General features: G+C 70.1%; 20 protein-coding genes. 16 read left to right on the forward strand and 4 right to left on the reverse strand.

Going from position 1 to position 23,997, the window contains the following annotated elements; translation table 11 throughout:
* Window positions 1-70 precede the first annotated feature (70 nt).
* From ACLQ2O_RS09220 to ACLQ2O_RS09255, 8 genes are all read left to right on the forward strand, one after another.
* Window positions 71-475 (forward strand): hypothetical protein, encoded by a 405-nt coding sequence (locus ACLQ2O_RS09220; RefSeq protein ID WP_425829290.1) that lies wholly within the window; start codon window positions 71-73, stop codon window positions 473-475.
* A gap of 90 nt (window positions 476-565) precedes the next feature.
* A complete protein-coding gene (locus ACLQ2O_RS09225; protein WP_425829293.1) occupies window positions 566-1,684 on the forward strand; it encodes a GNAT family N-acetyltransferase in 1,119 nt (372 codons plus the stop codon).
* Entirely contained in the window at window positions 1,656-2,606 is a 951-nt protein-coding gene (locus ACLQ2O_RS09230) for a potassium channel family protein (protein ID WP_425830931.1), read from the forward strand. Before ACLQ2O_RS09225 ends, ACLQ2O_RS09230 begins: the two co-directional genes overlap by 29 nt.
* Before the next feature lie 256 nt (window positions 2,607-2,862).
* Window positions 2,863-3,978, forward strand: a complete 1,116-nt coding sequence (locus tag ACLQ2O_RS09235; protein WP_425829295.1) for a LacI family DNA-binding transcriptional regulator — start codon at window positions 2,863-2,865, stop codon at window positions 3,976-3,978.
* Window positions 3,975-4,913 carry a carbohydrate ABC transporter permease gene (locus tag ACLQ2O_RS09240; protein ID WP_425829297.1) on the forward strand — a complete coding sequence of 313 codons (939 nt, stop codon included), beginning with the start codon at window positions 3,975-3,977 and terminating at the stop codon, window positions 4,911-4,913. Before ACLQ2O_RS09235 ends, ACLQ2O_RS09240 begins: the two co-directional genes overlap by 4 nt.
* Entirely contained in the window at window positions 4,910-5,743 is an 834-nt protein-coding gene (locus ACLQ2O_RS09245) for a carbohydrate ABC transporter permease (RefSeq protein WP_425829299.1), read from the forward strand. The genes ACLQ2O_RS09240 and ACLQ2O_RS09245 overlap by 4 nt, the downstream gene beginning before the upstream one ends.
* A gap of 14 nt (window positions 5,744-5,757) precedes the next feature.
* Entirely contained in the window at window positions 5,758-7,038 is a 1,281-nt protein-coding gene (locus ACLQ2O_RS09250; protein ID WP_425829301.1) for an ABC transporter substrate-binding protein, read from the forward strand.
* On the forward strand, window positions 7,038-8,186 hold the full coding sequence (locus tag ACLQ2O_RS09255; protein WP_425829303.1) for an ADP-ribosylglycohydrolase family protein: 1,149 nt from the start codon (window positions 7,038-7,040) through the stop codon (window positions 8,184-8,186). The genes ACLQ2O_RS09250 and ACLQ2O_RS09255 overlap by 1 nt, the downstream gene beginning before the upstream one ends.
* A 7-nt stretch (window positions 8,187-8,193) precedes the next feature.
* Here ACLQ2O_RS09255 and ACLQ2O_RS09260 read toward each other — a convergent pair whose 3' ends face one another.
* Both ACLQ2O_RS09260 and ACLQ2O_RS09265 read right to left on the reverse strand, forming a co-directional pair.
* Window positions 8,194-9,021, reverse strand: a complete 828-nt coding sequence (locus ACLQ2O_RS09260; RefSeq protein ID WP_425829305.1) for a discoidin domain-containing protein — start codon at window positions 9,019-9,021, stop codon at window positions 8,194-8,196.
* 12 nt (window positions 9,022-9,033) lie between these two features.
* Window positions 9,034-10,626 carry an alkaline phosphatase D family protein gene (locus tag ACLQ2O_RS09265; RefSeq protein WP_425829307.1) on the reverse strand — a complete coding sequence of 531 codons (1,593 nt, stop codon included), beginning with the start codon at window positions 10,624-10,626 and terminating at the stop codon, window positions 9,034-9,036.
* A 74-nt stretch (window positions 10,627-10,700) separates the two neighbouring features.
* Between ACLQ2O_RS09265 and ACLQ2O_RS09270 the strand changes: the two genes are divergently transcribed.
* From ACLQ2O_RS09270 to ACLQ2O_RS09295, 6 genes are all read left to right on the forward strand, one after another.
* Window positions 10,701-12,011, forward strand: coding sequence for an ADP-ribosylglycohydrolase family protein (locus ACLQ2O_RS09270; protein ID WP_425829309.1), 1,311 nt, complete (start codon window positions 10,701-10,703; stop codon window positions 12,009-12,011).
* Window positions 12,004-12,882: a ribokinase gene (locus ACLQ2O_RS09275; protein WP_425829311.1), complete on the forward strand. Its 879-nt coding sequence runs from the start codon at window positions 12,004-12,006 to the stop codon at window positions 12,880-12,882. The genes ACLQ2O_RS09270 and ACLQ2O_RS09275 overlap by 8 nt, the downstream gene beginning before the upstream one ends.
* Window positions 12,879-14,870, forward strand: coding sequence for an SUMF1/EgtB/PvdO family nonheme iron enzyme (locus ACLQ2O_RS09280; protein WP_425829313.1), 1,992 nt, complete (start codon window positions 12,879-12,881; stop codon window positions 14,868-14,870). Before ACLQ2O_RS09275 ends, ACLQ2O_RS09280 begins: the two co-directional genes overlap by 4 nt.
* Entirely contained in the window at window positions 14,867-16,054 is a 1,188-nt protein-coding gene (locus ACLQ2O_RS09285; protein WP_425829315.1) for a CaiB/BaiF CoA transferase family protein, read from the forward strand. The genes ACLQ2O_RS09280 and ACLQ2O_RS09285 overlap by 4 nt, the downstream gene beginning before the upstream one ends.
* A 3-nt stretch (window positions 16,055-16,057) precedes the next feature.
* Window positions 16,058-16,885 (forward strand): HpcH/HpaI aldolase/citrate lyase family protein, encoded by an 828-nt coding sequence (locus ACLQ2O_RS09290; RefSeq protein WP_425829317.1) that lies wholly within the window; start codon window positions 16,058-16,060, stop codon window positions 16,883-16,885.
* Between the two features lie 279 nt (window positions 16,886-17,164).
* Window positions 17,165-18,751 carry a phytoene desaturase family protein gene (locus ACLQ2O_RS09295; protein ID WP_425829319.1) on the forward strand — a complete coding sequence of 529 codons (1,587 nt, stop codon included), beginning with the start codon at window positions 17,165-17,167 and terminating at the stop codon, window positions 18,749-18,751.
* A gap of 784 nt (window positions 18,752-19,535) precedes the next feature.
* On the opposite strand, the gene ACLQ2O_RS09300 is transcribed toward ACLQ2O_RS09295, so the two are convergent.
* Both ACLQ2O_RS09300 and ACLQ2O_RS09305 read right to left on the reverse strand, forming a co-directional pair.
* On the reverse strand, window positions 19,536-20,072 hold the full coding sequence (locus ACLQ2O_RS09300) for a GNAT family N-acetyltransferase (protein WP_425829321.1): 537 nt from the start codon (window positions 20,070-20,072) through the stop codon (window positions 19,536-19,538).
* Between the two features lie 160 nt (window positions 20,073-20,232).
* Window positions 20,233-21,996, reverse strand: a complete 1,764-nt coding sequence (locus ACLQ2O_RS09305) for an ABC transporter ATP-binding protein (RefSeq protein WP_425829324.1) — start codon at window positions 21,994-21,996, stop codon at window positions 20,233-20,235.
* A gap of 103 nt (window positions 21,997-22,099) precedes the next feature.
* Between ACLQ2O_RS09305 and ACLQ2O_RS09310 the strand changes: the two genes are divergently transcribed.
* Together ACLQ2O_RS09310 and ACLQ2O_RS09315 are read left to right on the forward strand one after the other, a co-directional pair.
* Window positions 22,100-22,699: a TetR/AcrR family transcriptional regulator gene (locus ACLQ2O_RS09310; protein WP_425829326.1), complete on the forward strand. Its 600-nt coding sequence runs from the start codon at window positions 22,100-22,102 to the stop codon at window positions 22,697-22,699.
* Window positions 22,696-23,925, forward strand: a complete 1,230-nt coding sequence (locus tag ACLQ2O_RS09315) for an RNA polymerase sigma factor (RefSeq protein ID WP_425829328.1) — start codon at window positions 22,696-22,698, stop codon at window positions 23,923-23,925. The genes ACLQ2O_RS09310 and ACLQ2O_RS09315 overlap by 4 nt, the downstream gene beginning before the upstream one ends.
* The last annotated feature ends 72 nt before the right edge of the window (window positions 23,926-23,997 follow it).

Consider the following 23,997-nt stretch of genomic DNA (forward strand, 5'->3'; position numbering starts at 1 on the left):
CGCACTCCGAGACGGCTGGGTGGTGCTCAAAGTCGCGGTGGGAGTGGGCGGCGGCCAGTACAGTCGACCTATGGCTGCTGCTGGAGCTGGGCGTGGGCGACTGGCGAAGAACCTGGTGAAGTACGGCGTGCGGTACGGGCCGATGGCGTTCGAGGCGGTCAAGCACGGGCGGGAACCGGCGCAGCAGGCGATCCAGGCCGCGCTGGCGAAGCGGTCGGGGCGCAAGAAAGCGGTCGAGCACGCGCTCACCGTGCGGGACGGGTCCTTGCTGAAAGTGATCAAGGACGGCTCGGCGATCTTCTTCGTGTTCAGCGGCGACGCGATCGTCACGACGTACCCGCCGGTGCCGCAGGCGACCTACCCGGAGCTGCTCCGGCACGCCGACCTGGACCGGCGTGAGCAGGCCGCCGTACTGGCTGCCGCGCAGCGCGCGAAGCTCACCGACCGGCTGCCGAAGCCTCGCCGCCGTAGGTGAGGTTTTGACAAACGCGTAACACGGCGGACCCGGCGCGGTCACACCCTCACCGCACAGTGGAGAGCACGATCCACGAGGGAGGGCGTCCGCATGCTCTGGAAGATCAGGACCGAACTCGCCGACCGGCCGGGTGCACTGGCCGAACTCGCCGCACGGTGTGGTGCGGACGACATCAACATCCTCAGCCTGGAGGTGTTCACCGCCGAGAGCGGAGCCGTCGACGAGCTGGTGGTCTCCACCGGCGTCGGCTGGACCTCTGACGACCTGGCCGCCCTCACCGCCGAGGCGGGCTGCGTCCGTACGACGGTCAGCCCGTGCCAGGCCGACGTACTGAGTGATGCCCCGACCAGGTACCTGCGGGCCGTGCTCCGCCTGATCGACGACCCACTGGCCGTCGACGAGGAGCTGGAGGCGCTGCAGGGGTTCGGCGAGTACACGCCGGCCGAGTGGGCTCGCGCCGACGTACTGGTCGAGATCGCCGGCCGCCTGTCCGTCCAGTACGCCGAAGAGGTGCAGGACGTCCCACGGCCCGGCGACGGCGCCCTGGTGGACCTGCGGCGGGCGACCGTCGAGGACGCCGAGGCTGTTGTCGCCATGCACGACCGGTGCTCGTACGAGAGCCGCACCCGGCGGTACCACGTGCCCATGCCGCGGCTGACGGCCCGGACCGCCCGCCACCTGTCCGCTCCGGCCGGAGGGGTGTCGGTGGTCGCGACGGTCGACGGTGCGGTGATCGGCATGGCCACGGCCGCGCCCTGGGAGGAGCTGGACGGCTCGGCGATGGAGATCGCCGTACTGGTCGAGGACGGGTGGCAAGGGCAAGGACTGGGCTCGCAACTGCTGCGCCAGGTGATCCGCGAGTCGCGACTGCTCGGCGCCGACCGGGTGCTCTGCATGGTCCAGCCGGACAACGCCGCGATGCTGCGGACCGTCGAGGGGCTGCGGATGCGGACGCGCGTCGTACCGGACGGCGACAACCTGATGGTGGCCATCGCACTGTCCGACCAGAGCCTGTCGCATTCCGTGGATCGGGGGCCGGTGCCCTATCGTCAGACCCGTGCCATCCCTGCCCACCGGTCGCAATCCGCACGGTCTACTGGTCAACCTGCCCGCGAGCACGCGCTCGCCGGTCCTGGAGCTGTTCCGCCGGCTCCTGATCGCGGTGGGGCTGCTGACCGTGATGGTGCTGATCGTGGTGGTCGACCGTGACGGCTACAAGGACACCTACGACGGTCGCGTCGACCTGATCGACAGCATCTACTACGCGACGGTGACGCTCACCACCACCGGGTACGGCGACATCACTCCGGTGACGCCCGCCGCCCGGCTGGTGAACGCGTTCATCGTCACCCCGCTGCGCATCTCGTTCCTGGTGGTTCTGGTCGGTACGACCCTGGAAGTCCTGGCGAACGAAGGTCGTCGCATCATGCGCGACACGCGGTGGAGGAAGCACATGAAGGACCACGTTGTCGTCGTCGGCTACGGCACCAAAGGCCGGGCGGCCGTACAGACCCTGCTGAGCAACGGGGTCAAGCGCGAGTCCATCGTCGTGATCGACCCGCGCGCCCAGGCGATCGGTGACGCGGGCAACGATCAGATGGCCGCCTTCCACGGCGACGCCACCAACCGCACGGTGCTGCGGCGGGCGGAGGTGTCGCTGGCCCGCGAGGTGATTGTGACCACGGATCGCGACGACTCCGCCGTACTGGTGACGCTGGCGGTCCGGCAGCTCAACCCCGACGCCCACATCGTGGTCGCGGTCCGCGAGGAGGACAACGTCCCGCTGCTGCGGCAGAGCGGCGCGGACGCGGTCGTCACGTCGTCGGAGGCCGTCGGCCGGCTGCTCGGCCTGTCCGCGGTCAGCCCGAACCTGGGTGAGGTGATGGAGGACCTGCTGACGTACGGCGAAGGCCTCGAGGTCGCCGAACGCCCGGTGCTCGGCCGCGAGGTCGGCAAGTCGCCGTCGTCGGTCCCCGACCGCGTCGTCTCGGTCGTCCGCGACGGCAAGGTGCACCGCTACTACGACTCCAACGTCTCGGTCCTGGCCGCGGGCGACAAGCTGATCGTCGTACGGCCGGCGAAGGAAACCCCCTGGGCCGAGCGCCCGGGCGCCGACGACCAGGACGAGTAACCCGCCACCCGCCACCGTCGTCGCCTCGCCACCCGCCAGGGCCGCCCGCCGGGACCTTGAACACCAAGCTGGGACCTCGGACACGTTATTTCGTGTCCTGGGTCCCAGTTTGCTGTTCATGGTGTCCGGTTCCGGCGGTTGGACGGTCGCGGAATGTGCGGACCAGGTGACGGAGTGGTCCGGTCTTGACTCGGCTTGTACGGCGACCTAAGGTCGGTTCTGTAAACGATTACAAGAACGATTACAGGAGCGCCGCGTGAGTCGTCCGACGATTGCCGCCGTGGCTCGGGCCGCGGGGGTTTCGGTGGCCTCGGTGTCGCGCGTGCTGAACGGTCTGCCGGCCACCGAGGAGATGGCCGAGCGCGTACGGCGCGCGGTCGCCGACCTCGCCTACGTGCCGGACTCGCGGGCGCGGTCACTGAAGGTCGGGCGGACCTTCCAGCTGACCCTCGCGGTCGCCGACGTCGGTAACCCCGTCTACGTGACGATGATGCGCGCGGTCGAGGAGGTCGTCTCCGCGGCCGGCTACCGGCTCGTGGTCACCACCACCGGCCCCGACGTCGTCGACGAGGTCGCCCTGGTCCGGGGCATGGCCCGCGGGTACGCCGACGGCCTGGTGATCAGCCCGCTGCGCGTCGACGACGACCTGATCAAGTCCATCCAGGAGTGCGACGTCCCGGTGGTCGTCGCCGGTAACGTCCCCGCGCGGGCCGGCGTCGACACCGTCCGCGCCAACTCCCCGAAGGGCATCCTGCTCGCGGTCGAGCACCTCCTCACCACCAAACGCCACAAGGTTGCCTTCGTCAACGGCCCGGTCGACACCGTCCCCGGCACCGCCCGCGCGAAGGGCTTCACCGACGCCATGAAGACGAACAACCTGAAGCCGGTAGCCCAGGTGGAAGCCGACGACTTCACCTTCGCCGCAGGCCGCGAAGCCGGCCGCCGCCTGCTGGACCAGCTCGGCCTCGGCGCTGCGGCGCCCTCCGGCGCGAGCGCGCCGGGCCAGCAAGCCTTGCCCGGCGCCGAAGGCGCCAGGGCCCCGGGCGAGCAGGCTTCCTCCCCCTCCTCCTTCCCCGCCGCCGCAGGCGGCGGGGTCGACGCGGTGATCGCGGCGAACGACTTGCTCGCGGTGGGCGTGATGCACGAGCTGGCGGCTCGTGGCCTGCGAGTGCCCGACGACGTCGCGGTGATCGGGATGGACGACAGCGAGTTGGCCGAGCAGACCTTCCCGCCGTTGACGAGTGTGAACCTGGGGTCGGCCGAGCGGGGACGCCGGGCGGCTGAGTTGCTGCTGGCAAGGATCGAGGACGACACCCGGACCCCGCGCCGGATCGTGGTGCAGCCGTCCCTGAGTGTGCGGAGATCTTCATGACCACCCAAGCTGTTCTCGCGCCGGAGAGCGCGGCCGGGAAACCGCCGGGCCGCGGCACCGGCCGCCCGAAGCAGAACCGGGAAGCGATCTTCCTGTTCCTGCCCGCGCTGCTCCCGGTGCTGCTGCTCAGCGTGTACCCCCTGGTGAGGGGTATCGCGCTCGGCTTCACCGACGCCCGCGCGGGCCTCAACGTCGACACGAACTTCATCGGCTTCGGCAACTTCGGCAAGCTGCTGCACAACGACCTGTTCTGGGACTCCTTCCGGATCGGCCTGATCTGGACCGTCTCGGTCACCGTCCTGCAGTTCGTCGCCGCGCTCGGTCTGGCCCTGCTGCTCAACACCAACATCAGGTTCCGCGGCATCGCGCGCACCCTCGCGCTGATCCCGTGGGCGATGCCACCGGTGGTCGTCGCGATCATGTGGCGCCTGCTGCTGGACCCGACCAAGGGCCCGGTCAACGACATCCTGCAGACCACCCACCTGACCGACCACCCGATCAACTTCCTCGGCGACTTCAGTACGGCGTTGCCCGCGGTGATCGTGGTCGGTATCTGGGTCGGCATGCCGATGACGACGGTCACGTTGCTGGCCGGCCTGCAGGGCATCGACCGTTCCCTGTACGAGGCGGCCGCGGTCGACGGCGCCGGCGCCTGGAGCCAGTTCCGCTACATCACGCTGCCGCAGCTGAAGACGGTGATCGTCGCGATCACCAGCCTGGACATGATCTGGAACTTCAACTCGTTCGGCCTGGTCTACGTGCTGACCGCGGGCGGCCCGGGCGGCAAGACGATGCTGCCGATGCTGTTCGCCTACAACGAGGCGTTCCGGTACGGAAACTTCGGGATGGCCGCCGCGATGGGCGACGTGATGGTCGTGATCATCATCGTGTTCCTGGCGTTCTACCTGCGCAACCGGCTGAGGAGCGAAGCATGAGAACGCGTCCGGTCACCCGCGCCGCCCAGTACGTCGCCGTACTGGCCTACCTGATCTTCCTCGGCTTCCCGCTGGTCTGGCTGATCTCCAGCTCGCTGAAGTCGCCGCGGGAGTTCGCCACCATCAACCCGACCTTCCTGCCCCAGACCCCGACGCTGTCGAACTTCACCGACGCGCTGGAGGAGCAGGGCCTGGTCCGCTCGATGCTGAACAGCCTGCAGATCTCGGTCGCGACGACGGTGCTGGTGCTGATCGTCTCGCTCCCGGTCGCGTACGCGCTGGCGCGGTTCCGCAGCCGGCTGCGGCCGATCACCAACGGCTGGATCCTGGTCAGCCAGGTCTTCCCGGTGATCCTGATCGTGATCCCGCTGTTCATGATCCTGCGCCCGCTGCACCTGACCAACACGATCCCCGGCGTGGTGATCGTGTACATGGTCTGGTCGATGCCGTTCGCCCTGTGGATGCTGCAGGGGTACGTCGCCGCCGTACCGCGGGAGCTGGAGGAAGCGGCGTCCGTGGACGGCGCGAGCCGGCTGCGCACGATCGTCTCGATCGTGATGCCGCTGCTGCGGCCGGGGCTGATCGCGACCGCGATGTTCACCTTCATCTCGGCGTGGAACGAGTTCTTCTTCGCCCTGGTCCTGCTGCAGGACCCCCAGCTCAAGACGCTGCCGCTGGTGCTCGCCCGCTTCGTCGGGGCCGAGGGCCAGGTCCAGTTCGGGCCGCTCGCGGCCGCGTCCGTCCTGGCCACCGTGCCAAGCCTCGTGTTCTTCGCTTTCCTGCAGCGCCGGCTCACGTCCGGCCTGCTGTCCGGCGCTGTCAAAGGTTAGAAGGAGTACTTCGCATGAAAAAGCTACTTGTAGGTTTCCTGGCGGCGGGCGCGCTGGTGGCGCTCGCGGCCTGTGGCAGCGGGAACGACAGCTCGGGCGATCCCGCGCCGGGCGAGAAGGTCACCCTGAAGTTCCAGAGCCTCGCCTTCCAGAAGACCACGGTCGCGGCGACCAAGAAGATCGTCGCCGACTGGAACGCCGCGCACCCCGACATCCAGGTCGAGTACGTGCAGGGCAGCTGGGACTCGGTGCACGACCAGTTGGTCACCCAGTTCCAGGGTTCGACCGCGCCGGACATCATCCACGACGAGTCGGCCGACATCACCGGCTTCGCGAACCAGGGCTACCTGGCCGACCTCACGCCGTACCTGAGCCAGGAGACGAAGGACGCCGTACCGGCCGGGGTCTGGGACACCGTGAAGTCGGGCGACGGCAAGATCATCGCCGCGCCGACCCTGCTGCAGTCGTACGTCGTGTTCGGCAACTCCGCGCTGCTCAAGCAGGCAGGCGTTTCCGCGACCGGTGACTCGCTCACCTGGGACCAGCTGCAGGCGGACGCGAAGAAGCTCACCACCGGCGGCAAGTTCGGGCTCGGCTGGGGCCTGAAGAGCCCGACCGCGACCGTGCTGAACCTCGGCATGAACTTCGACGCCGCGTTCTTCGACGGCACCGGCCGCGACGCCAAGGCCAAGATCGGCGACGCCGAGCTCGAGGTGCCGAAGCGGATCAACGCGATGGCCTACACCGACAAGTCGATCGACCCGACGTCGATGACCCAGAGCGGTTCGGACGTGCTGCCGGGCTTCTTCGGCGGCAAGTACGCGATGGTGGTCGCGGGCAACTACACCGCGCAGCAGATCGTCGAGCAGGCGCCGAAGGGCTTCCAGTGGGAGGTGCTGCCGCCGCTGAAGGGCACGTCGGAGAAGCAGGCCGCGAACCCGCAGACCCTGTCGGTCCCGGCCGAGGGCAAGCACGTCAAGCAGTCGGCGGAGTTCATCGACTTCTTCATGAAGGCCGAGAACCTGGCCGCGGTCGGTCAGGGCGACTGGCTGATCCCGACCACGCAGCCGGCCCGGGACGCGATCCAGAAGGCGACCGGTGGCAAGAACGGCTGGCAGCAGACGCTGGCCAGCGGTACCGAGCTGACCAAGGCGCCGTTCCAGAGCGTGGAGAACTACCCGAAGTGGAAGGACCAGATCGCCACTCCCGCGCTGCAGGAGTTCCTGGCGAACAAGATCGACCTCGCGACGCTCGGCCAGAAGCTGAACGACGGGTGGGGCCAGGTCAACAGCTGATGCCTGACCAAACGAAGTCACTGCTGGAGGACAAGTCGGTCGGGGCCCTGCTGGGCTCCGCCGCCGGCGACGCGATCGGCGGCGCGGTCGAGGGCTGGACGCCGGAGGCGATCCGGGAACGGCACGGCGGCTGGGTGACCGGCATCGTCGGCCCCTGGTACGACGACTGGCGCAACGCGCGCCCGATCGCGCCGTACCACAAGGGCGACGGGCACATCACCGACGACACCTTGATGACGCACGCGCTGGTCGAGGTGTACGACGAAAGCCGCGCGCACCTCGATGCCTACGCGATCGCCGAGCGGCTGGTGCCGAAGATGCTGGCCGGCAAGCGCTGGGTGCCGGAGCTCGAGGCGGACGCGTTGCTGCTGCAGCGGGTTTTCCTGGCCGAGAAGTGGCTGGTGGCCCGGTTGCACTACGGGCACATCGACCCGCGCGAGGCCGGCGTCGGCAACATCGTGAACTGCGGGGCGGCGATGTACGCCGCGCCGGTCGGGATCGCCAACGCCGGGGACCCGGCCGGCGCGTACGCCGAGGCGATCGACCTGGCCGGTGCGCACCAGTCGAGCTACGGACGGGAGGCGGCCGGGGTGTTCGCGGCCGCCGTCGCCGCGGCAATGGTGCCTGAGGCAACAGCTTCGTCGGCGGTCGAGGCGGCGCTGGAGCTGGCCAAGGACGGGACCCGGCTCGCAGTGGCCGCGGTCGCCGAGGTGGCCGAAGGTCTGGACGACTGGGAGCAGGCGATTCCCCTGCTGCGGAAGGCGATCGAGCCGTTCGACACGGTCGGCCCGGACTACCGCGACCAGTCGCTCGACGCGCGGCGCCCGAGCCGGACGAAAGCCATCGAGGAGCTGCCGGTCGCGCTAGGGTTCGTGCTCGTGTCCGGTGGAGATGTACGGCAGGCGGTGCTCGGTGGGACGAACTACGGCCGCGACGCCGACTCGATCGCGTCGATGGCCGGTGCCGTGACCGGCGCGCTGAGCGGGTGGGCCGGCGTACCGGAGGAGTGGACGACGCGGATCGCGGAGGCGAGCAAGACCGACCTGGTCGCGCCCGGCCTGGTGATGGCGTCGGTCGCACGGGACCTGCGCGCGGCCGACGCCGAGCGGTGGGCCCGGCGTACGGCCGCACTGGATGCGCTGGCCTGAGTCGATGTCAGCTGTCGAAGGCCTCGAGCTCGATGATCCGGGAGTAGCCGTGGTCGTTGGAGTCGAGGACCACCACCTGGACGGCGTCGGCCGGGACCGGGGCGAAGGACACCTCAACGTGTCCCTGCACGTTGCCCCGGAACTCGCGGACGGTCGTCCAGGTGCCGCCGGTGCGGACCTGGAGGTCGAAGTCGCGGATCCCCATCACGGCCGCCGGGTAGCGGGCCGAGTCGAGGGTCTGCAGCGTGATCCGGCCGACCGTGGTCGGCGCGGTGAAGTCGACGCCGTACGTGTCGGGGAAGACGCCCTTGGTCGCGTCGTGCCAGCCGCTGGCCCCCCACTGCTCGGAGTCGGCGTTGCCGTCGACCCCGCCGCAGAGCTTCATGTTGCCGTGGGTGCTGGAGGCAACGGCCTGCTCGCCGAGCAGGAGGTTGTCCCCGGCCCCCTTCGGCGGGACAGGCTTGACGACGACCGGCGCTTTGAGCTTCTCGCGACCGACGGTGAGGTCGACGGTGAACGTGCCCGGCGCGGTACCGCGGGGAACGGTGACGTCGAGCGGCGCCGTGACGAGCTGGTCGACGGGCAGGTAGCTGGAGAACTGGTGACGGGACAGCACGAGCGGGCTCGCGGCGCTGACGCGCAGGTCGGCGATGGTCGGTTTGCGACCGGTGTTGGTCATGCCCAGCGTGAGCCGGCCGGACGGGAAGCAGGGCAGCGGCACGACCTCGACGGGTTGCGGAGTGGCGCTGACGTCGACCGAGTCTTTGCCATGGGCAACAGCCGGTACGGCGGCGAGCAGCGGGACGACAGCGAGCAGAGCGAGGCTGCGTTTCATCGTGGGTTCCGTTCAGGCCTGGTGGATTCCGGGACGGCCGCTCTCGACGACCAGGGTGGTGCGGGTGCTCGGCGTCCCGCCGCGCGTCGTCACCTTGTCGACGACGCGGTACTCCGAGGTCCAGCGCCGCGCGTCGAGGTGGCAGCTGAGGTAGCCGCGCTGGACGTTCTGGAACTTGACGTGCGGGTTCTCGGCGAGCAGTGCCTTGCCGGTGGTGTCGACGTCGACACCGTCCTTGCCGGACGAGATCGACGTGGTGACGAACTCGCTGCCGACGACCGGGCTCGCCGGGTCGGCGAAGTCGGTCTTCAGGTCGGCGGCGACGCTGCGGTGCAGGTCCCCGGTCAGGACGACGAAGTTGTCGACGCCGCGGTCGCGGACGCCGGTGAGCACGCGGTTGCGCGAGGCGGCGTACCCGTTCCAGGTGTCCATCGGGAGCTCGAGGTCCGGGCCGGTCTTGCGGTCGAGCTGGGTCATCGCGACCTGCTGGGCGACCACGTTCCAGCGGCTGGGGGAGCGGCGCAGCGTGTCGAGCAGCCAGCGTTCCTGCTCGGCACCGGTGATCGTGCGGGCCGGGTCCTGGGAGACGGCGTCCGGCGGGAGCCAACTGCCGTCGCCGGGCTGGTCGTCCCGGAACTGCCGGGTGTCGAGCACGCTCAGGTCGGCGGTGCGGCCGAAGCGCAGGTGGCGGTGCAGGCGGATCGACGGGCCGTCGGCGGACTGGTCGAGGCGCAGCGGCATGTGCTCCCAGTACGCGCGGAAGCCGTTCGCCCGGCGCACGAGGAACTCGGCCTTGGGCAGTCCGTCCTCGGAGATGTCACCGGACCAGTTGCCCTCGACCTCGTGGTCGTCGAGCGTGACGACCCAGGCCGACGCGGCGTGGGCGGCCTGGAGGTCGGGATCGGTCTTGTGCAGGGCGTAGCGGGCGCGGTACTCGTCGAGCGTGAAGATCTCCCCGGCGAAGTCGACCCGGACCGGCTGGTTGCGGATGCCGGCGGTCGGGCCGACACCGACCTCGTAGATGTAGTCGCCGAGGAACACCACCACGTCGTGGTCGCGCCGGGCGACGTCCTGGTACGCCGTGTAGAAGCCGTCGTAGAAGGCCTGGCAGGACGCGACCGCCATCGTCATGGCCGGCAGGTCGTGCGGCGCCGGGGCGGTGCGGGTGCGGCCGGTCGGGCTGATCTGGCCGTTCGCGCGGAAGCGGTAGAAGTAGTGCCGCCACGACCGCAGACCGCGGACGTCGACGTGCACCGAATGGGCGTACTCAGGCCGCGCGGTGGCCTTGCCACGGCGCACGACGCGGCGGAAGTGCTCGTCCTCGGCGACCTCCCAGTCGACCGTGATCGGCCGGTCGTCGAGACCGCCGAACGGTTCGAGCGGGCCCGGCGCGAGGCGGGTCCAGATCACCACGGCGTCCGGCAGCGGATCGCCCGAGGCGACGCCGAGCGTGAACAGCGGACGGTTCGTGGGTTTGGGCGCACCGATCGGGAGGAGCCCAGGCAGCGTGCCGGAGAGCGCGAGCGCGGCAGCCGCGCCGGTCGCGCTGAGGAACGTACGACGAGTGGCTGTGGCGGCAGCGAGACCACGGGCGGCGGAGAGCATGGCACGGAGTATCGGGCTGTGAGGACAACACGAACCAGGCAGCTGTTTCACCTGGTGCAACAGGAGGATGAACGATGAGACTGACCTGGGTGCAGCCGGAAGACCTGCTGCCGCACCAGCTGGTCCAGTCCGCGGCCGAAGGCGCCGACGTCGAGGACGTCACCACCCGCTGGCTGACCGCCGGCGGGTCGGTGGAGGCCCCGGTCTCCGGAGCTTCAGCTACACCGGCAACACCTGAACTGCGGACCCTCGCCCGCCAACTGCTCGAAGAGTTGGACGAGCGGACTCCTGCATGGACCGCACCGGAGATCCCTGACCTTCCTCTGCTTTCCGGCGATTCGTTCCGCGGGGTGGAACGAAGGGTTCTGGATGGTTGGGTCGGGCGGGCGGCGGGCAATCTGCTCGGGAAGCCGGTGGAGAAGATTCCTCGGGTGGGGATTCGGGAGATCTTGGGGAGTTCGGGGCAGTGGCCTTTGCGGCAGTACGTGACGGCGGTGGGGGTGCCTGACGAGGTGCAGGCGCGCTGGCCGTGGAACCGGCGGTCCAAGCCCACGAGTCTGCGGGAAGTGATCTCCGGCATGCCCGAGGACGACGACCTGAACTTCGCGATCCTCGCCCTGCAGCTGGTCGAGAAGCACGGTGACGACCTGACCACCGAGGATGTCGCCCAGGCCTGGTTGAACGACCTGCCGGCCGGACGCGTGTTCACCGCCGAGCGCGTCGCCTACCGCAACCTGCTCGACGGCGTACCGCCGGAGAGCGCGGCTCTCGTCCGCAACCCGTTCCGCTGGTGGATCGGCGCCCAGATCCGGACCGACGTCTACGGCTGGGTCCACCCCGGAGACCGTACGGCGGCCGCCCGCCTCGCGTTGACCGACGCACGCCTGAGTCACACCGGCGCCGGTGTCGACGGTGCGATCTGGGTCGCCGCGATGTCCGCCGCCGCGCTCGTGCTCGACGACCCGCGGGAGATCGCCCTGGCCGGCCTCGAGGCGATCGCCGCCGACAGCGAGATCGCCCGCGCGGTCCACCTCGGTCTGTCCCTGGCCGACAAGGAGCTCGACGACGCGCTCGACGTACTGCACGCCGAGTACGGCCACCTGCACTGGGTCCACGCGATCAACAACAGCGCGCTCACGGCGTACGCGCTGACCGCCTCCGACTTCGCGACCGGTGTCGGCCGCGCGGTGATGGGCGGGTGGGACACCGACTCCGTCGGCGCGACGGTCGGGGCCGTGCTCGGCGCCGTACTGGGTGTTCCGGCAGAGTGGTCGGAACCGCTGGACAATCGGCTGGCCACCAGCCTGCCCGGGATGAACCAGGTCTCGTTCGACGAGCTCGCCGCGAGAACTCTGGCTGTGGTGAAGGAGGACCGGCGTGGCTGACGTCGTGGTCGTGGGCAGCGCGAACGTGGACCTGGTCCTCCCGGTCCAGCGGATCCCGCGCCCCGGCGAGACCGTGCTCGCGTCGGGTCTGACCCGCGGCCCGGGCGGCAAGGGCGCGAACCAGGCGGTCGCGTCGGCGCGCGCGGGTGCGTCGACCGCGTTCGTCGCGGCGCTCGGCGCGGACGACGGGGGAGCGCTGCTGCGGGAGGCCCTGGAGGGCGTCGACCTCTCGCTGGTGCGGACCGTCGACGCACCGACCGGTACGGCGATCATCACCGTCGACGCCGACGGTGAGAACGCGATCACGGTGGCGCCCTCCGCGAACGCTGAGCTGCGGTTGACGCCTGAAGCGCGCGCCGCCGTGGCCGAGGCGAAAATAGTGCTTTCCCAACTGGAGATTCCGTTCGGTACGGTGCAGGCGGCGGCCGAGGCGAGCAGGTACTTCATCCTGAACGCAGCGCCGGCCGCCGAGCTGTCCGACGAGTTGCTGGGGCACGTCGACCTGCTGGTCGTGAACGAGACGGAGGCCGAAGCGGTGGCTGGTGCGAAGCTGTCCGCCCTGCTGGACCGGGTGCCGGCCGCGGTGGTGACGCTGGGCGCCGAGGGCGCCGTGATCCTGACCCGCGGGGCGGACGAGGTCCGCGTCCCGGCGGTGCGGGTCGAGGTGGTCGACACGACCGCCGCGGGCGACACCTTCTGCGGAGTCCTTGCCGCGACACTTGCTGCGACGTCAACTACAGTGAGCGACCTGACGAATGCGGTCCGACGCGCTACCGTTGCTGCTTCATTGAGTGTCCAGACCGCGGGGGCGATCCCCTCGGTGCCTCACGGGGAAGCTATCGACGCACGCGCTGCGGAGGTGTACCTGTGAACCCGCTGGAGCCGAGGCCCATCGATCTGCCCGCGAAGGTCGATCTCGGCCTCCGGGCCGACCTGAGTTTCCTCGACGACGCCAAGATCCTCGGCGCGCCCGAGGACCCGTCCGACCTGCCGCGCTGGCGGGGCAAGCTCGCCGAGTGGCTGATGGGCGCCTACGGGCGCACGTCGTACGACGGTGGCTCGCACTACGAGGAGCCCGGTCGCGAGTGGACCCAGACGGCGTACTCGGTGGCGCTGGTCTGGCTGTGGGACGACCAGCTGTACGACGTCGCGACCGGGTCCTTCACCCCCGCGAAGTTCGTGCGGCACGGTGTCGAGGACTTCGGCGGGTACGACGCGGTCGTGCTCTGGCACGCCTACCCGGTGATCGGGATCGACGCGCGCAACCAGTTCGACTTCTACCGGGACGTTCCGGGCCTGAAGCAACTGGTCGACGACCTGCACGAGCTCGGCGTGAAGGTCTTCTTCGACTACAACCCGTGGGACGTCGGCACCCGGCGCGCGGACGGGCCGGACGCCGACGAGTTCGCCTCGCTGGTCGCCGAGTTCGGTGCCGACGGCGCCTTTCTCGACACGTTGAAGGAAGGCGACCCGAGGTTCACCCGGGCGCTGAACAAGGTCAACCCGGCGATCGCCTTCGAAGGCGAGTCACGGTTGCCGCTGGCAAGGATCTCGGACCACGCGCTGTCCTGGGCGCAGTGGTTCGCCGACACCCGGGCGCCCGGCGTACTGCGGGCGCACCTGTTCGAGCGCCGGCACATGATGCATCACACCCGCCGCTGGAACCGCGACCACAGCGACGAGTTGCAGTCGGCCTGGGTCAACGGCGTCGGCATCCTGGTCTGGGAGAGCGTGTTCGGGGCCTGGGTCGGGTGGAACGCCCGCGACCGGGCCACGCTGCGGCGGATGGTCGCGGCGCAGCGAGCGTTCTCCCCGGTGCTGATCAACGGCGACTGGATCCCGCTGACGCCGGAGATCCCGGACAAGGCCCGCGAGCACGGGGTTTTCGGATCGCGTTTCGAGCTGGCCGACGTCACGTTCTGGACGCTGATCAACCGCGACGACGAGGACTTCGACGGCGTCGTGCTGAAGTCGGAGGACCAGGTCGGCGACTGGTACGACGTGACCTCGGGCGTGCCGATCACGGCGGACGACGACGGCGTGCGGCTCGTCGTACCGGGGCGTGGTGTGGCTGGGATCGTGCGGGTCGGAGCGACCGCGGGCGCGACCTGCCGGGCGACCGCGCGGCGGCTCGGGACGATGTCGCGGCCGCACGTGAAGGACTCGGCGTTCCCCGTCGCTCCTGGGCGACGTGTGCCTGCTCCGATGCCGGTGGGCGAGGCGTCGTTCGGGCCTGTTGTCGTGGTGCCTGCTGGGGATCGCTCTCTGGTGGTGCGGCACCGGCGGCGTGAGACCGGGCTGTACGACACCGCGCCGTACGTGGAGGAATGGAAGCCGTTGCCTCCGCGTCTGCACGACCAGCAGACGCTGCAGCGGGACGTGTCGCTGGCGGAGGTTTCTGTTGCCGTGCGCGAGGTGACGAACGGTGAGTACTTCGACTTCGTGAAGGCCAGTGGGTATCGGCCGCTGGTGGCGAACCGCTTCCTGGCGCACTGGGTCGACGGCGCTCCGGTGCCGGGTACTGAGGACCAGCCGGTGACGTACGTCGAACTGGCCGATGCTCGCGCCTATGCCGAGTGGGCCGGCGGCCGGCTGCCGACCGAGGACGAGTGGCAGGTCGCTGCTTCGCTGGACGGGTTCACGCGGGCGGAGCCGCTGGTGTGGAACTGGACGGAGTCCGAGCACCGCGACGGGCGCAGCCGGTTCGCGATCCTGAAGGGTGGGTCCTTCTATCGTGCGGAAGGCTCCGACTGGTACGCCGACGGCGGGCCGCAGGAGCCGGAGGTCAGCTTCAAGCTGGTGCTGACCGGCGGCGGCCTCGACCGCTCGGAGACCATCGGCTTCCGGTGTGCCCGATGAGAAATGCACCTCTCACAGGGGTGAAGGTGGTAGAGGCTGCCACTCTCTTCGCCGGCCCTCTCGCAGCCACTTTCCTCGGCGACTTCGGCGCCGACGTCACCAAGATCGAGCACCCCGCCCGCCCCGACGCCGCCCGCGGGCACGGTGCTTCGAAAGACGGCATCGGGCTCTGGTTCAAGACGCTGGGTCGGAACAAGCGACTCGCCACCCTCGACCTGTCCCGCGGCCGCGAGGTCTTCCTCGACCTCATCCGCGACCAGGACGTCCTGGTCGAGAACTTCCGGCCCGGCACGCTGGAGCGCTGGGGCCTCGGCCCCGACGTACTGCTCGAGGCCAACCCGCGCCTCGTCATCGCCCGGGTGACAGCGTTCGGCCAGGTCGGCCCGTGGTCGAGCCGCCCCGGCTTCGGCTCCCTCGCCGAGGCGATGAGCGGTTTCGCCGCGGTCACCGGCGAACCCGACGGCCCGCCCACGCTCCCACCCTTCGGCCTGGCCGACGGCATCACCGCGCTCGCCACGGCGTACGCCGTACTGGTGGCTCTCCGCGAACGCGATCAGTCCGGCCAAGGCCAGGTGATCGACATGGCGATCATCGAGCCGATCCTGATGATGCTCGGCGGTGGCATCACGGCGTACCAGCAGACCGGCTACGTCCAGCCGCGCCTGGGCAACCGCTCGTCGAACAACGCGCCGCGCAACGTGTACCAGACCGCGGACGGCCGCTGGGTCGCCGTCTCGACCAGCTCCCAGAGCATCGCCGAACGCGTCGTCACGCTCGTCGGTCGTCCTGACCTGGTCGCCCAACCGTGGTTCGGCACCGGCCGCGAACGCGCCGAGCACGCCGACGAGCTCGACGACGCCGTCGGCACCTGGATCGCGGACCGCTCTCTCGACGAGGTCATGCTCGCCTTCGAGAAGGCCGAGGCCGCCGTCGGTCCCGTGCACGACGTCCGCGGCATCGTCGAGGACCCGCAGTACGCCGCGCTGAACACGATCACCACCATCGAGGACGAGGAGCTCGGCGGCCCGGTCGCCATGCAGAACGTGCTCTTCCGCCTCTCGGAGACACCAGGCGAAATCCGCTGGGCCGGCCGCCCCCACGGCGCCGACACCGACGCGGTCCTGTCCGAGATCGGCGTGACCCCGGAACAACTGGCCGCGCTACGCGCGTCGGGCGTGGTGTAGCCGATGCTCACTGCACTCTACGTACCGGCGAACCGGCCGGACCGTTTCGCCAAAGCTGTTGCCGCAGGCCCCGATCTGGTGGTGTTCGACCTCGAGGACGCCGTACCGGTGGACGACAAGGCCGACGCGCGCGGTTGGGCTGTCGCGTGGATCGCGGCGCGGGCGTCGGCGGGGTTCGAGGTGCGGGTGAACGCGCCGGGGACGCCGTGGATCGAGGACGACCTCGCCGCCCTGGCAGCAGTCCCCGACGTCCGCGTCCGCCTGCCCAAGGTCGAGAGCGCGTCCGACGTTCACGCCGTACTGGATCAGGTGCCCTCGGCAAGGATCACCGCACTCATCGAATCCCCCCTCGGCCTGGAGCGCGCCTTCGACATCGCCTCCGCCGACCCCCGCGTCACCGCGATCGCCCTGGGCGAAGCAGACCTCGCCAGCTCCCTGGGCGTAGACGGCCCCGCCGGCCTGTCCTGGGCTCGGGGCCGCCTGGTCTCCGCCTCCCGAGCAGCAGGCCTGGGCGCGCCGATGATGTCGGTCTACCCGCACGTCAACGACGAGGAAGGCCTACGCCGTACAAGCCTCGAAGGCCGAGCCCTGGGCTTCGTAGGCCGCACAGCGATCCACCCCCGCCAACTGGCCCCCATCGTCGAGTCCTTCACCCCCACGGCCACCCAGTTGGCCGACGCCGCCGACCTCCTCGCCGCCGTCGAAAAGGCCGGAGTAGCCGAAGGCGGCGTCATCGTCCTCCCCGACGGCCGCATGGTAGACCCCGCCATGCTCGGCCGAGCCCGAGAACTCACCACCCTCATGCAACAAATAGAATCCCGCCAAAGCTGACCTCCGTACGACGGACCTGCGCTACCGTCACCCGCCGCTGAAGGGCGCCAGCCACTCTGTCCCCGACTGCTGCTCTTAGCCACGCGTCGACGCCCACCACTGATCAACCGGGCTCCACCAGAGCTCGCGCCGCCTGGCGGCGGCCCGTGGTCGCGCTCAAACGGAGGTGATCAGTGCTGGGCGTCGACGGCTCGGCTGGTGCGGCCGACTGCTCGACGTACAGGGCTGAGGTGAGCGGCGTACGCGGTGTGACGGGCGGCATGCTTTAGGGTCGTAGGCATGCTTCCTCGCAGGGTGGACGCCGTGGTGATCGGCTCGGGGCCTAACGGGCTGGTGAGTGCGGTTGAGCTGGCTGATGCCGGCTGGGACGTGCTGGTGCTGGAGGCGGAGGAGACGTTCGGCGGGGCGGTGCGGTCGACCACCGAGGACGGGTGGGTGAGCGATCGGTACAGCTCGAACTACCCGTTGGGGATGGCGTCGCCGGTGTTTCGGGCGATGGAGCTGGAGAAGTTCGGGCTGAAGTGGGCGCACGCGCCGCTCGCGCTCGCGCACCTGCTCGATCCGGAGAGCTCCGTGGCGATCCACCCGGATCCCAACGACACCGCCGCCTCGATCTCCAAGGACCACCCGGCCGACGGCGATGCGTGGCTGGAGCTGTACTCCAAGTACGTGCAGATCCGCGAGCCGTTCCTGCAATCGCTGCTCACCACCTGGCCGCCCGTCCTGCCCGCGGCGCGGCTGACCCGCAAGCTCGGGTCGGCGGGGGAGCTGATCAGGTTCGCGCGGTTCATGGCGATGCCGATGCACCGGATGGCGCAGGAGCTGTTCGAAGGCCCCGGTGGTCGCGCGCTGCTTGCCGGGAACTCGTTCCACGCCGACGCTCCGCTCAGCGGCTCGGTCAGCGGCACGATGGGCTGGATGCTCGCGATGCTCGCGCAGGACGTCGGGTACCCGGTCGCCGAAGGCGGATCGAGCGCTCTGTCGAACGCGCTCCGCCGCCGCGCCGAGCGTGCCGGCGCCCTCTTCGTCTCCGGCACTCCGGTCACCGAGATCGAGCTGTCCGCCGGTCGCGCGTCCGCTGTCCGTACGGCGTCGGGGGAGCGGATCACGGTCAGTCGGGCGGTGATCGGCGACGTCTCCGCGACCACCCTGTACGACGTACTGTTGCCGGAGGCAAGCGTCCCGGCCGGGCTGCGGCGGGACCTGGCGCGGTTCGAGTGGGACTACCCGACGGTGAAGGTCAACTACCGGCTGCGTGGCCCGATCCCGTGGAACTCCGACGAGGCGCGCCGGGCCGGCGTCGTTCACCTCGGCGGTACGGCGGACGACCTGATCCACCTCTCGGCCGACCTGGAGACCGGACGGTTGCCCTCGGCACCGTTCATGCTGATCGGCCAGACCACGAAGGCCGACCCGAGCCGTTCACCGGAAGGCACCGAGGCGGTCTGGGCCTACTCGCACCTGCCGCGCGGCATCGCCGACGACGCCGCCGCCGAGAAGCTCGGCGACCGGATGGACCGGCACATCGAGCAGTACGCACCCGGCTTCTCCGAACTGGTGATCGACCGCGACCTGCAGCGCCCACTCGACTTCGCCGGCGAGAACGCGTCCCTAGGCCTCGGCGCCCTCGGCGGCGGCACCGCCCAGCTCCACCAGCAACTCATCTTCCGCCCGACGGTCGGCCTGGGCAGCCCCCGCACCTACGTCACCGGCCTGTACCTCGGCAGCTCCGCCATCCACCCCGGCCCCGGCGTCCACGGCGCCTGCGGCCACCTAGCAGCCCGCACAGCCCTCCGTGACGCCTCCCTGCTGGGCCCGATTACCCGGGCTTTCCCCACCGCCGCCCTCCGCCGCCTCCAACGCTGAGCCGTCCGCTGCCGAGGACGCCTCCGCGCTAGGCCCGCTCACCGGGCTTGCCGCTGAACCACCCGCTGGCCTCGGTCCGCGCGCCCCCACTGCAGGCCTCCGCCGCATTCGGCGCTGAGGCCTCTGCCGCTGCGTGCCTGGAACTGGAGTTGACCCGGGGGCTCCGGATCTATCTGGTGCCGGCCGACTGATCCGATCGAGGTCGCTGTCGGATGCGACCGGCAAGCCCGGCCGCCGCCAGTTGCCAGAGTCGGTGCCAGCTGGCGCCGGAGCACGTAGGTGCAGGTCGCGTGCATGCTGCCGAACTAGAGCACACCTCCGCGCTGGCTCCGCTCACCGAGCGCGGCGCACGACTAGGCGGGGCCGGAGCGCCGCCTGCCTCACCGCAGCGCTCCGTCGTCTCCAGTGCTGAGGCCGCCGCCGGAGGCGCCTACGTGCTCGGCCCGCTCACCGGGCTTCCCCACCGCAGCCGTCCTGCCTCCGGCGTCTCCAGCGCTGAGGTTTCCGCCGGACCTCAGGCGCGACGGCTGGTGCTCGCTGGCTCGTTCAGCAGTCGTTGGGCTTGGCTTGGCTGTGAAGCGGTGCTCCTGCCACAGCTCTTGGCTCGCTTCGAGCGCTGGTGGGCTGTCGACCAGGGCTGACTTGATGTTCTGGTGTGCTGGCGGCTCTGCGGTGAGCGAACCGCGCAGCGGGTGGGTGGCGTGCAGTTGGTTGCCGGCGAGCCCGTCTGCCGGGCTGGAGTTGGGGAGAGACCCGCTCCGACCCGACCGTCCGGCGTACGGCGTCAAGCGGGCGGGGTGGGTGGCGGCCGCAGGCCGAGCCACTGGTCGGCGTCCCAGGCGTAGAAGCGCTCCAGCTCAGCGAAACCCAGCTTGGCTGCTAAGCGCATCGAGCTGGTGTTGGCGGTTTGAGTGGCGAGTACGACCGGCTCGCCGGGGAGGACGTTGTCGAACCAGGCGAGGGCCGCAGCGCACGCCTCGGTGGCGTAGCCGTGGCCCCACGCGTGCGGCAGGAACAGGTAGCCGAGATCGACCTTGCCCACGGCAGCCGGGCGGTGCTCCGTCGGTCTCCTGAGCAGGATCAGGCCGATCATCGCGTCGTTGAGCTCGACGACGAAACTGCCGGGCGACTGGCCGGGGGCCTCCGGCAGTTCGCGCTCGAGCTCGTCGCGTGGCCGAGGGCCGCCGAGATAGGTGTGGACGTCCGACGACGCCAGTAGTTCGACGAACGCCGGACGGTCCCGGGCCTCGGACTCGCGCAGCACGAGGCGCTCGGTCCGAATCGGTTCAGGCGGCCAAGTGACAGGTCCGAGCTCATTCACGCCCGCCAGCCAATCAGCCGCCGCGACGGCGATCAAGCCGCGCCCACAGATCGAACCCATCTGCTCCGGTGTGCCGTGCACGCCGACTCGCAGAGGACGGGGGTCGACCTCGGAGGTCAGGCGCAGATCCGGCGGTCAGACGCAGGCGCAGGTCCGGCGGTCAGACGCTAGAGGCCGGGGATGGCACAGAGCTGATGCGGAGGGCGGCGATCAGGTCCTGGTAGAGGGTGTCCTCGGCGAGCAGTTCGTGGTGGTTGCCTCGGGCTCTTACCTGGCCGGCTTCGAGCACGAGGATCTGGTCGGCGTCGATGACGGTGCTGAGGCGGTGGGCGATGGTGAGCACGGCGCCGGAACGGGCGATCCGGTCGATGACCTCGTGCACGGCGGCTTCGGTGAGGCCGTCGAGCTGGGCGGTGGCTTCGTCCAGGAGCAGGATCTCGGGGTCGCCGACCAGCGCGCGGGCCAGTGCGATGCGTTGGCGTTCGCCGCCGGAGATGACGGCGGTGGACAACGAGGTGTCCAGACCGTCGGGCAACTCGCGGACCCGATCGTCCAGGCGGACGGCCCGTAGCGCCTCCCAGATCGCGTCCTCGTCGGCGGACTCGTGCGTGTACAGCAGGTTCTCTCGCAGGGTGCCGGGGACGAGCGGGGTGTCCTGCTCGACGTACACGACTCGGCGGCGGAGATCCTCCAAAGACCAGTCCTGCAAGGGAACGCCGTCGAGGATCAGGCGTCCGGTGTCGGGGTTCAGGAAGCGCAGCAGCAGCGAGAAGATCGTGGTTTTGCCCGCGCCCGACGGGCCGACGATCGCGGTGTGGCCGAGGCGGGGGATCTCCAGCGAGACGTCCTGGACGGCAGGTGAAGCGCCCGGCGCGTACCGGGCGGTGACGTTCTCGAAGACCAGCGTCGAGGTCGTGAGATCAGGGCGCCGTACAGACGCCGACCCTGCCGACTCGCTCGGCTCCAGCTCCAGGGCGTCGATCTCGCGGATGCGCTTCGCGGCCGCGATCCCGGTCTGCAGGCTGCTGAAGGTCGTCGCCAGCGTGCTGACCGGCTCCATCAGCTGGAAGGCGTACAGCAGGAAGGCGACCAGTGCCGACACCGTCAGCAGACCTTGGTCGACGCGCCAGGCGCCGAGCCCGAGGATCAGCATGATCGCCAGCCCGACCCCGAACCCCGCGGCGGTGAACGCGGCCGCCTGGTACCCGACGGCCCGGATCGCCTGCCGCGCCGACTCCTCCGCCTCGACGATCACCCGCTGACTCTCCCGACCCTCGGCCCGGCTGGCCTTCACCGTCCGGATCGCGCGCAAAGCACCTTCCAGTACGCCGCCCAGGCGGCCCACGGCGCCCTGGGCCCGCTCCTGCGCCTTGGCCATCTTCGGCATCAGCACCCCGACGACCGCACCGACCACGGCGAGCGCGGCGACCGTGGTCAGCAGCAGCATCCCGTCGAGCATCGCCATCAGGACCAGCGCACCGAACAGCCCGATGACTCCGTTCACCAACGAGACCAGGCTGGACGCCGCGGCCTCCCGCAGCAGCACCGTGTCCGACGTGACCCGGGTGACCAGCTCACCGGGGGAGCGGGACGCCAGTTCACCGATCCGTAGCCGGAACAGCCGGCGCACCATCGAGCTGCGCGCGTCGAGCACCACCCGCTCACCCATCCGGCCGAGCAGGATCCACTGCACCATCCCGATCAGCGAGCCCGCGACCAGCAGGACGACGAGCACTGCGACCGCCGGCGCGATCGACCGCGACGACGACAGCCCGTCGAGCACCGACTTGGTCACCAACGGCGTCGCCAGCGAGGCGCCGGTCGCCACCAGACCGAGCGCGACACCGATCCACAACGTTCGTCGATACGGCCGGACGAACGACCAGAGCAGACTCAGGTTCTGCCAACGCTTGCGATCACTCACGGGGTCCCCTCCCAGACTTGCGGCGAACCATCACTGTAGCGTAATCGGACATCACTGTCCTATTAATATACACAGCGGCCCCAGGCGTATAGGCTCGGAATCTATGACTGACACGGTCGAATCGGGCAGCCGCAGCCGCACCCGACGAGCGATCCTGGACGCCGCCGTACGGGTCTTCGCGCAGCGCCGGGCCGCGTCGTTGGCCGACGTCGCCGCCGAGGCGCAGGTCGCCCGCAGCACGCTGCACCGCTACTTCCCGGATCGCGCCGAGCTCGTCCAGGCCTTGGCCGACGACCTGCTGGCCGCCTTCGACCGGGTCATCACCGAGGCCGAGACCGCCAAGGGGCCGGCTCGCGAGGCGCTGCAGCGGTTGATCGGCGGCTACCTCGAGCTCGGGCAGCGGATCTACTTCCTGTACAGCGAACCGAGCTTCAACCAGCCCGACCCGGACTCCGAGGTGGCGAAGTTCTTCCTGAAGCTCGACAAGGTCTGCAAGCCGGTCGAGGCGTTGATCGTGCGCGGCCAGGACGAAGGCGTGATCGCCCGCAACATGACCGTCGACTGGATCATGCGGATGCTGCTCTGGATGGTGTTCATCGGCTGGGACGCGGTCGAGGACAAGGCGCTGTCACGGCTCCAGGCGCAGGCCACGGTGCTCCAGACGATCGAGTCCGGCATCCTCGCGCCGCAGGACAACCCGTGAGCGAGATCGAGCCGCTGCTGCGCGAGCTGACCCCTCAGGTCCTGGGCTTCCTCGCAAGGCGGTACGGGCAGTTCGACCTGTGCGAGGACGCCGTACAGGAGGCTCTGCTGGCCGCGGCGACGCAGTGGCCGACCGACGGCGTACCGGCGAACCCGCGCGGCTGGCTGATCACTGTCGCGTCCCGGCGGCTGACCGACCAGTTCCGGAGCGAGAGCGCTCGGCGCAAGCGCGAGGACTCGGTCGCGTTGATGGAGGAGGTGGTGTCGCCCGGTGCCGACCAGGACCAGCCGGCGGAGGCCGACGACACGCTGACGCTGCTGTTCCTGTGCTGCCACCCGGCGGTCACGCCCGCCTCGCAGGTCGCGTTGACGTTGCGTGCGGTCGGCGGTCTCGGTACGGCGGAGATCGCGCGCGCGTTCATGGTGCCCGAGGCAACGATGGCGCCGCGGATCAGCCGGGCCAAGAAGAGCATCAAGGCGGCCGGCAGCCGGTTCGTGCTGCCGCCGGAGGAGGAGCGCGCGGACCGGCTGCGCGTCGTGCTGCAAGTGCTCTACCTGATCTTCAACGAGGGCTACACGGCCAGTTCCGGCGAGGAGTTGCAGCGCGTCGAGCTGACCGCGGAGGCGATCCGGCTGACCCGGATGTTGCGCGAGTCGCTGCCGGACGAGGGTGAGGTCGCCGGGCTGCTCGCGCTGATGCTGCTCACCGACGCGCGGCGCGCCGCCCGGGCGACCGAGGGTGGCGAGCTGATCCCGATCGACGAGCAGGACCGGACGCTGTGGAACCGGAAGTCCATCGAAGAGGGCGCGGCGCTGACCCTGGAGACGCTGGCCGGCGGCGACGTCGGGTCGTACCAGCTGCAGGCCGCGATCGCCGCCGTTCACGCGGAGGCGCCGACGGCCGACGAGACCGACTGGCGGCAGATCCTCGGGCTGTACGTGCTGCTGGAGAAGCTCGCGCCGAACCCGATGGTCACGCTCAACCGCGCGATCGCGCTCGCCCAGGTCGAGGGACCGCAGGCCGGGCTCGACCTGCTTGCCACGCTGGACGACGACAAGCACCTGGCCGACAACCACCGGCTCGACGCCGTACGGGCTCACCTGCTGCAGCGGGCCGGTGATCCGGAGGCCGCACGGGAGCACTTCCTCGCGGCAGCACGCCGTACGACGAGCCTGCCGGAACAGCGCTACCTCACCGCGAAAGCCGCCGCGATCCCCGCCGGCTGATCCGCTTTCGCACCATGGGGCCGTCAGCTGCGACCAAAAGCAGAAGAGTTCTTCGCGAAGAACTCTTCTGGG

It is taken from the genome of Kribbella sp. DT2 (assembly GCF_049844575.1).
Taxonomy (GTDB): domain Bacteria; phylum Actinomycetota; class Actinomycetes; order Propionibacteriales; family Kribbellaceae; genus Kribbella.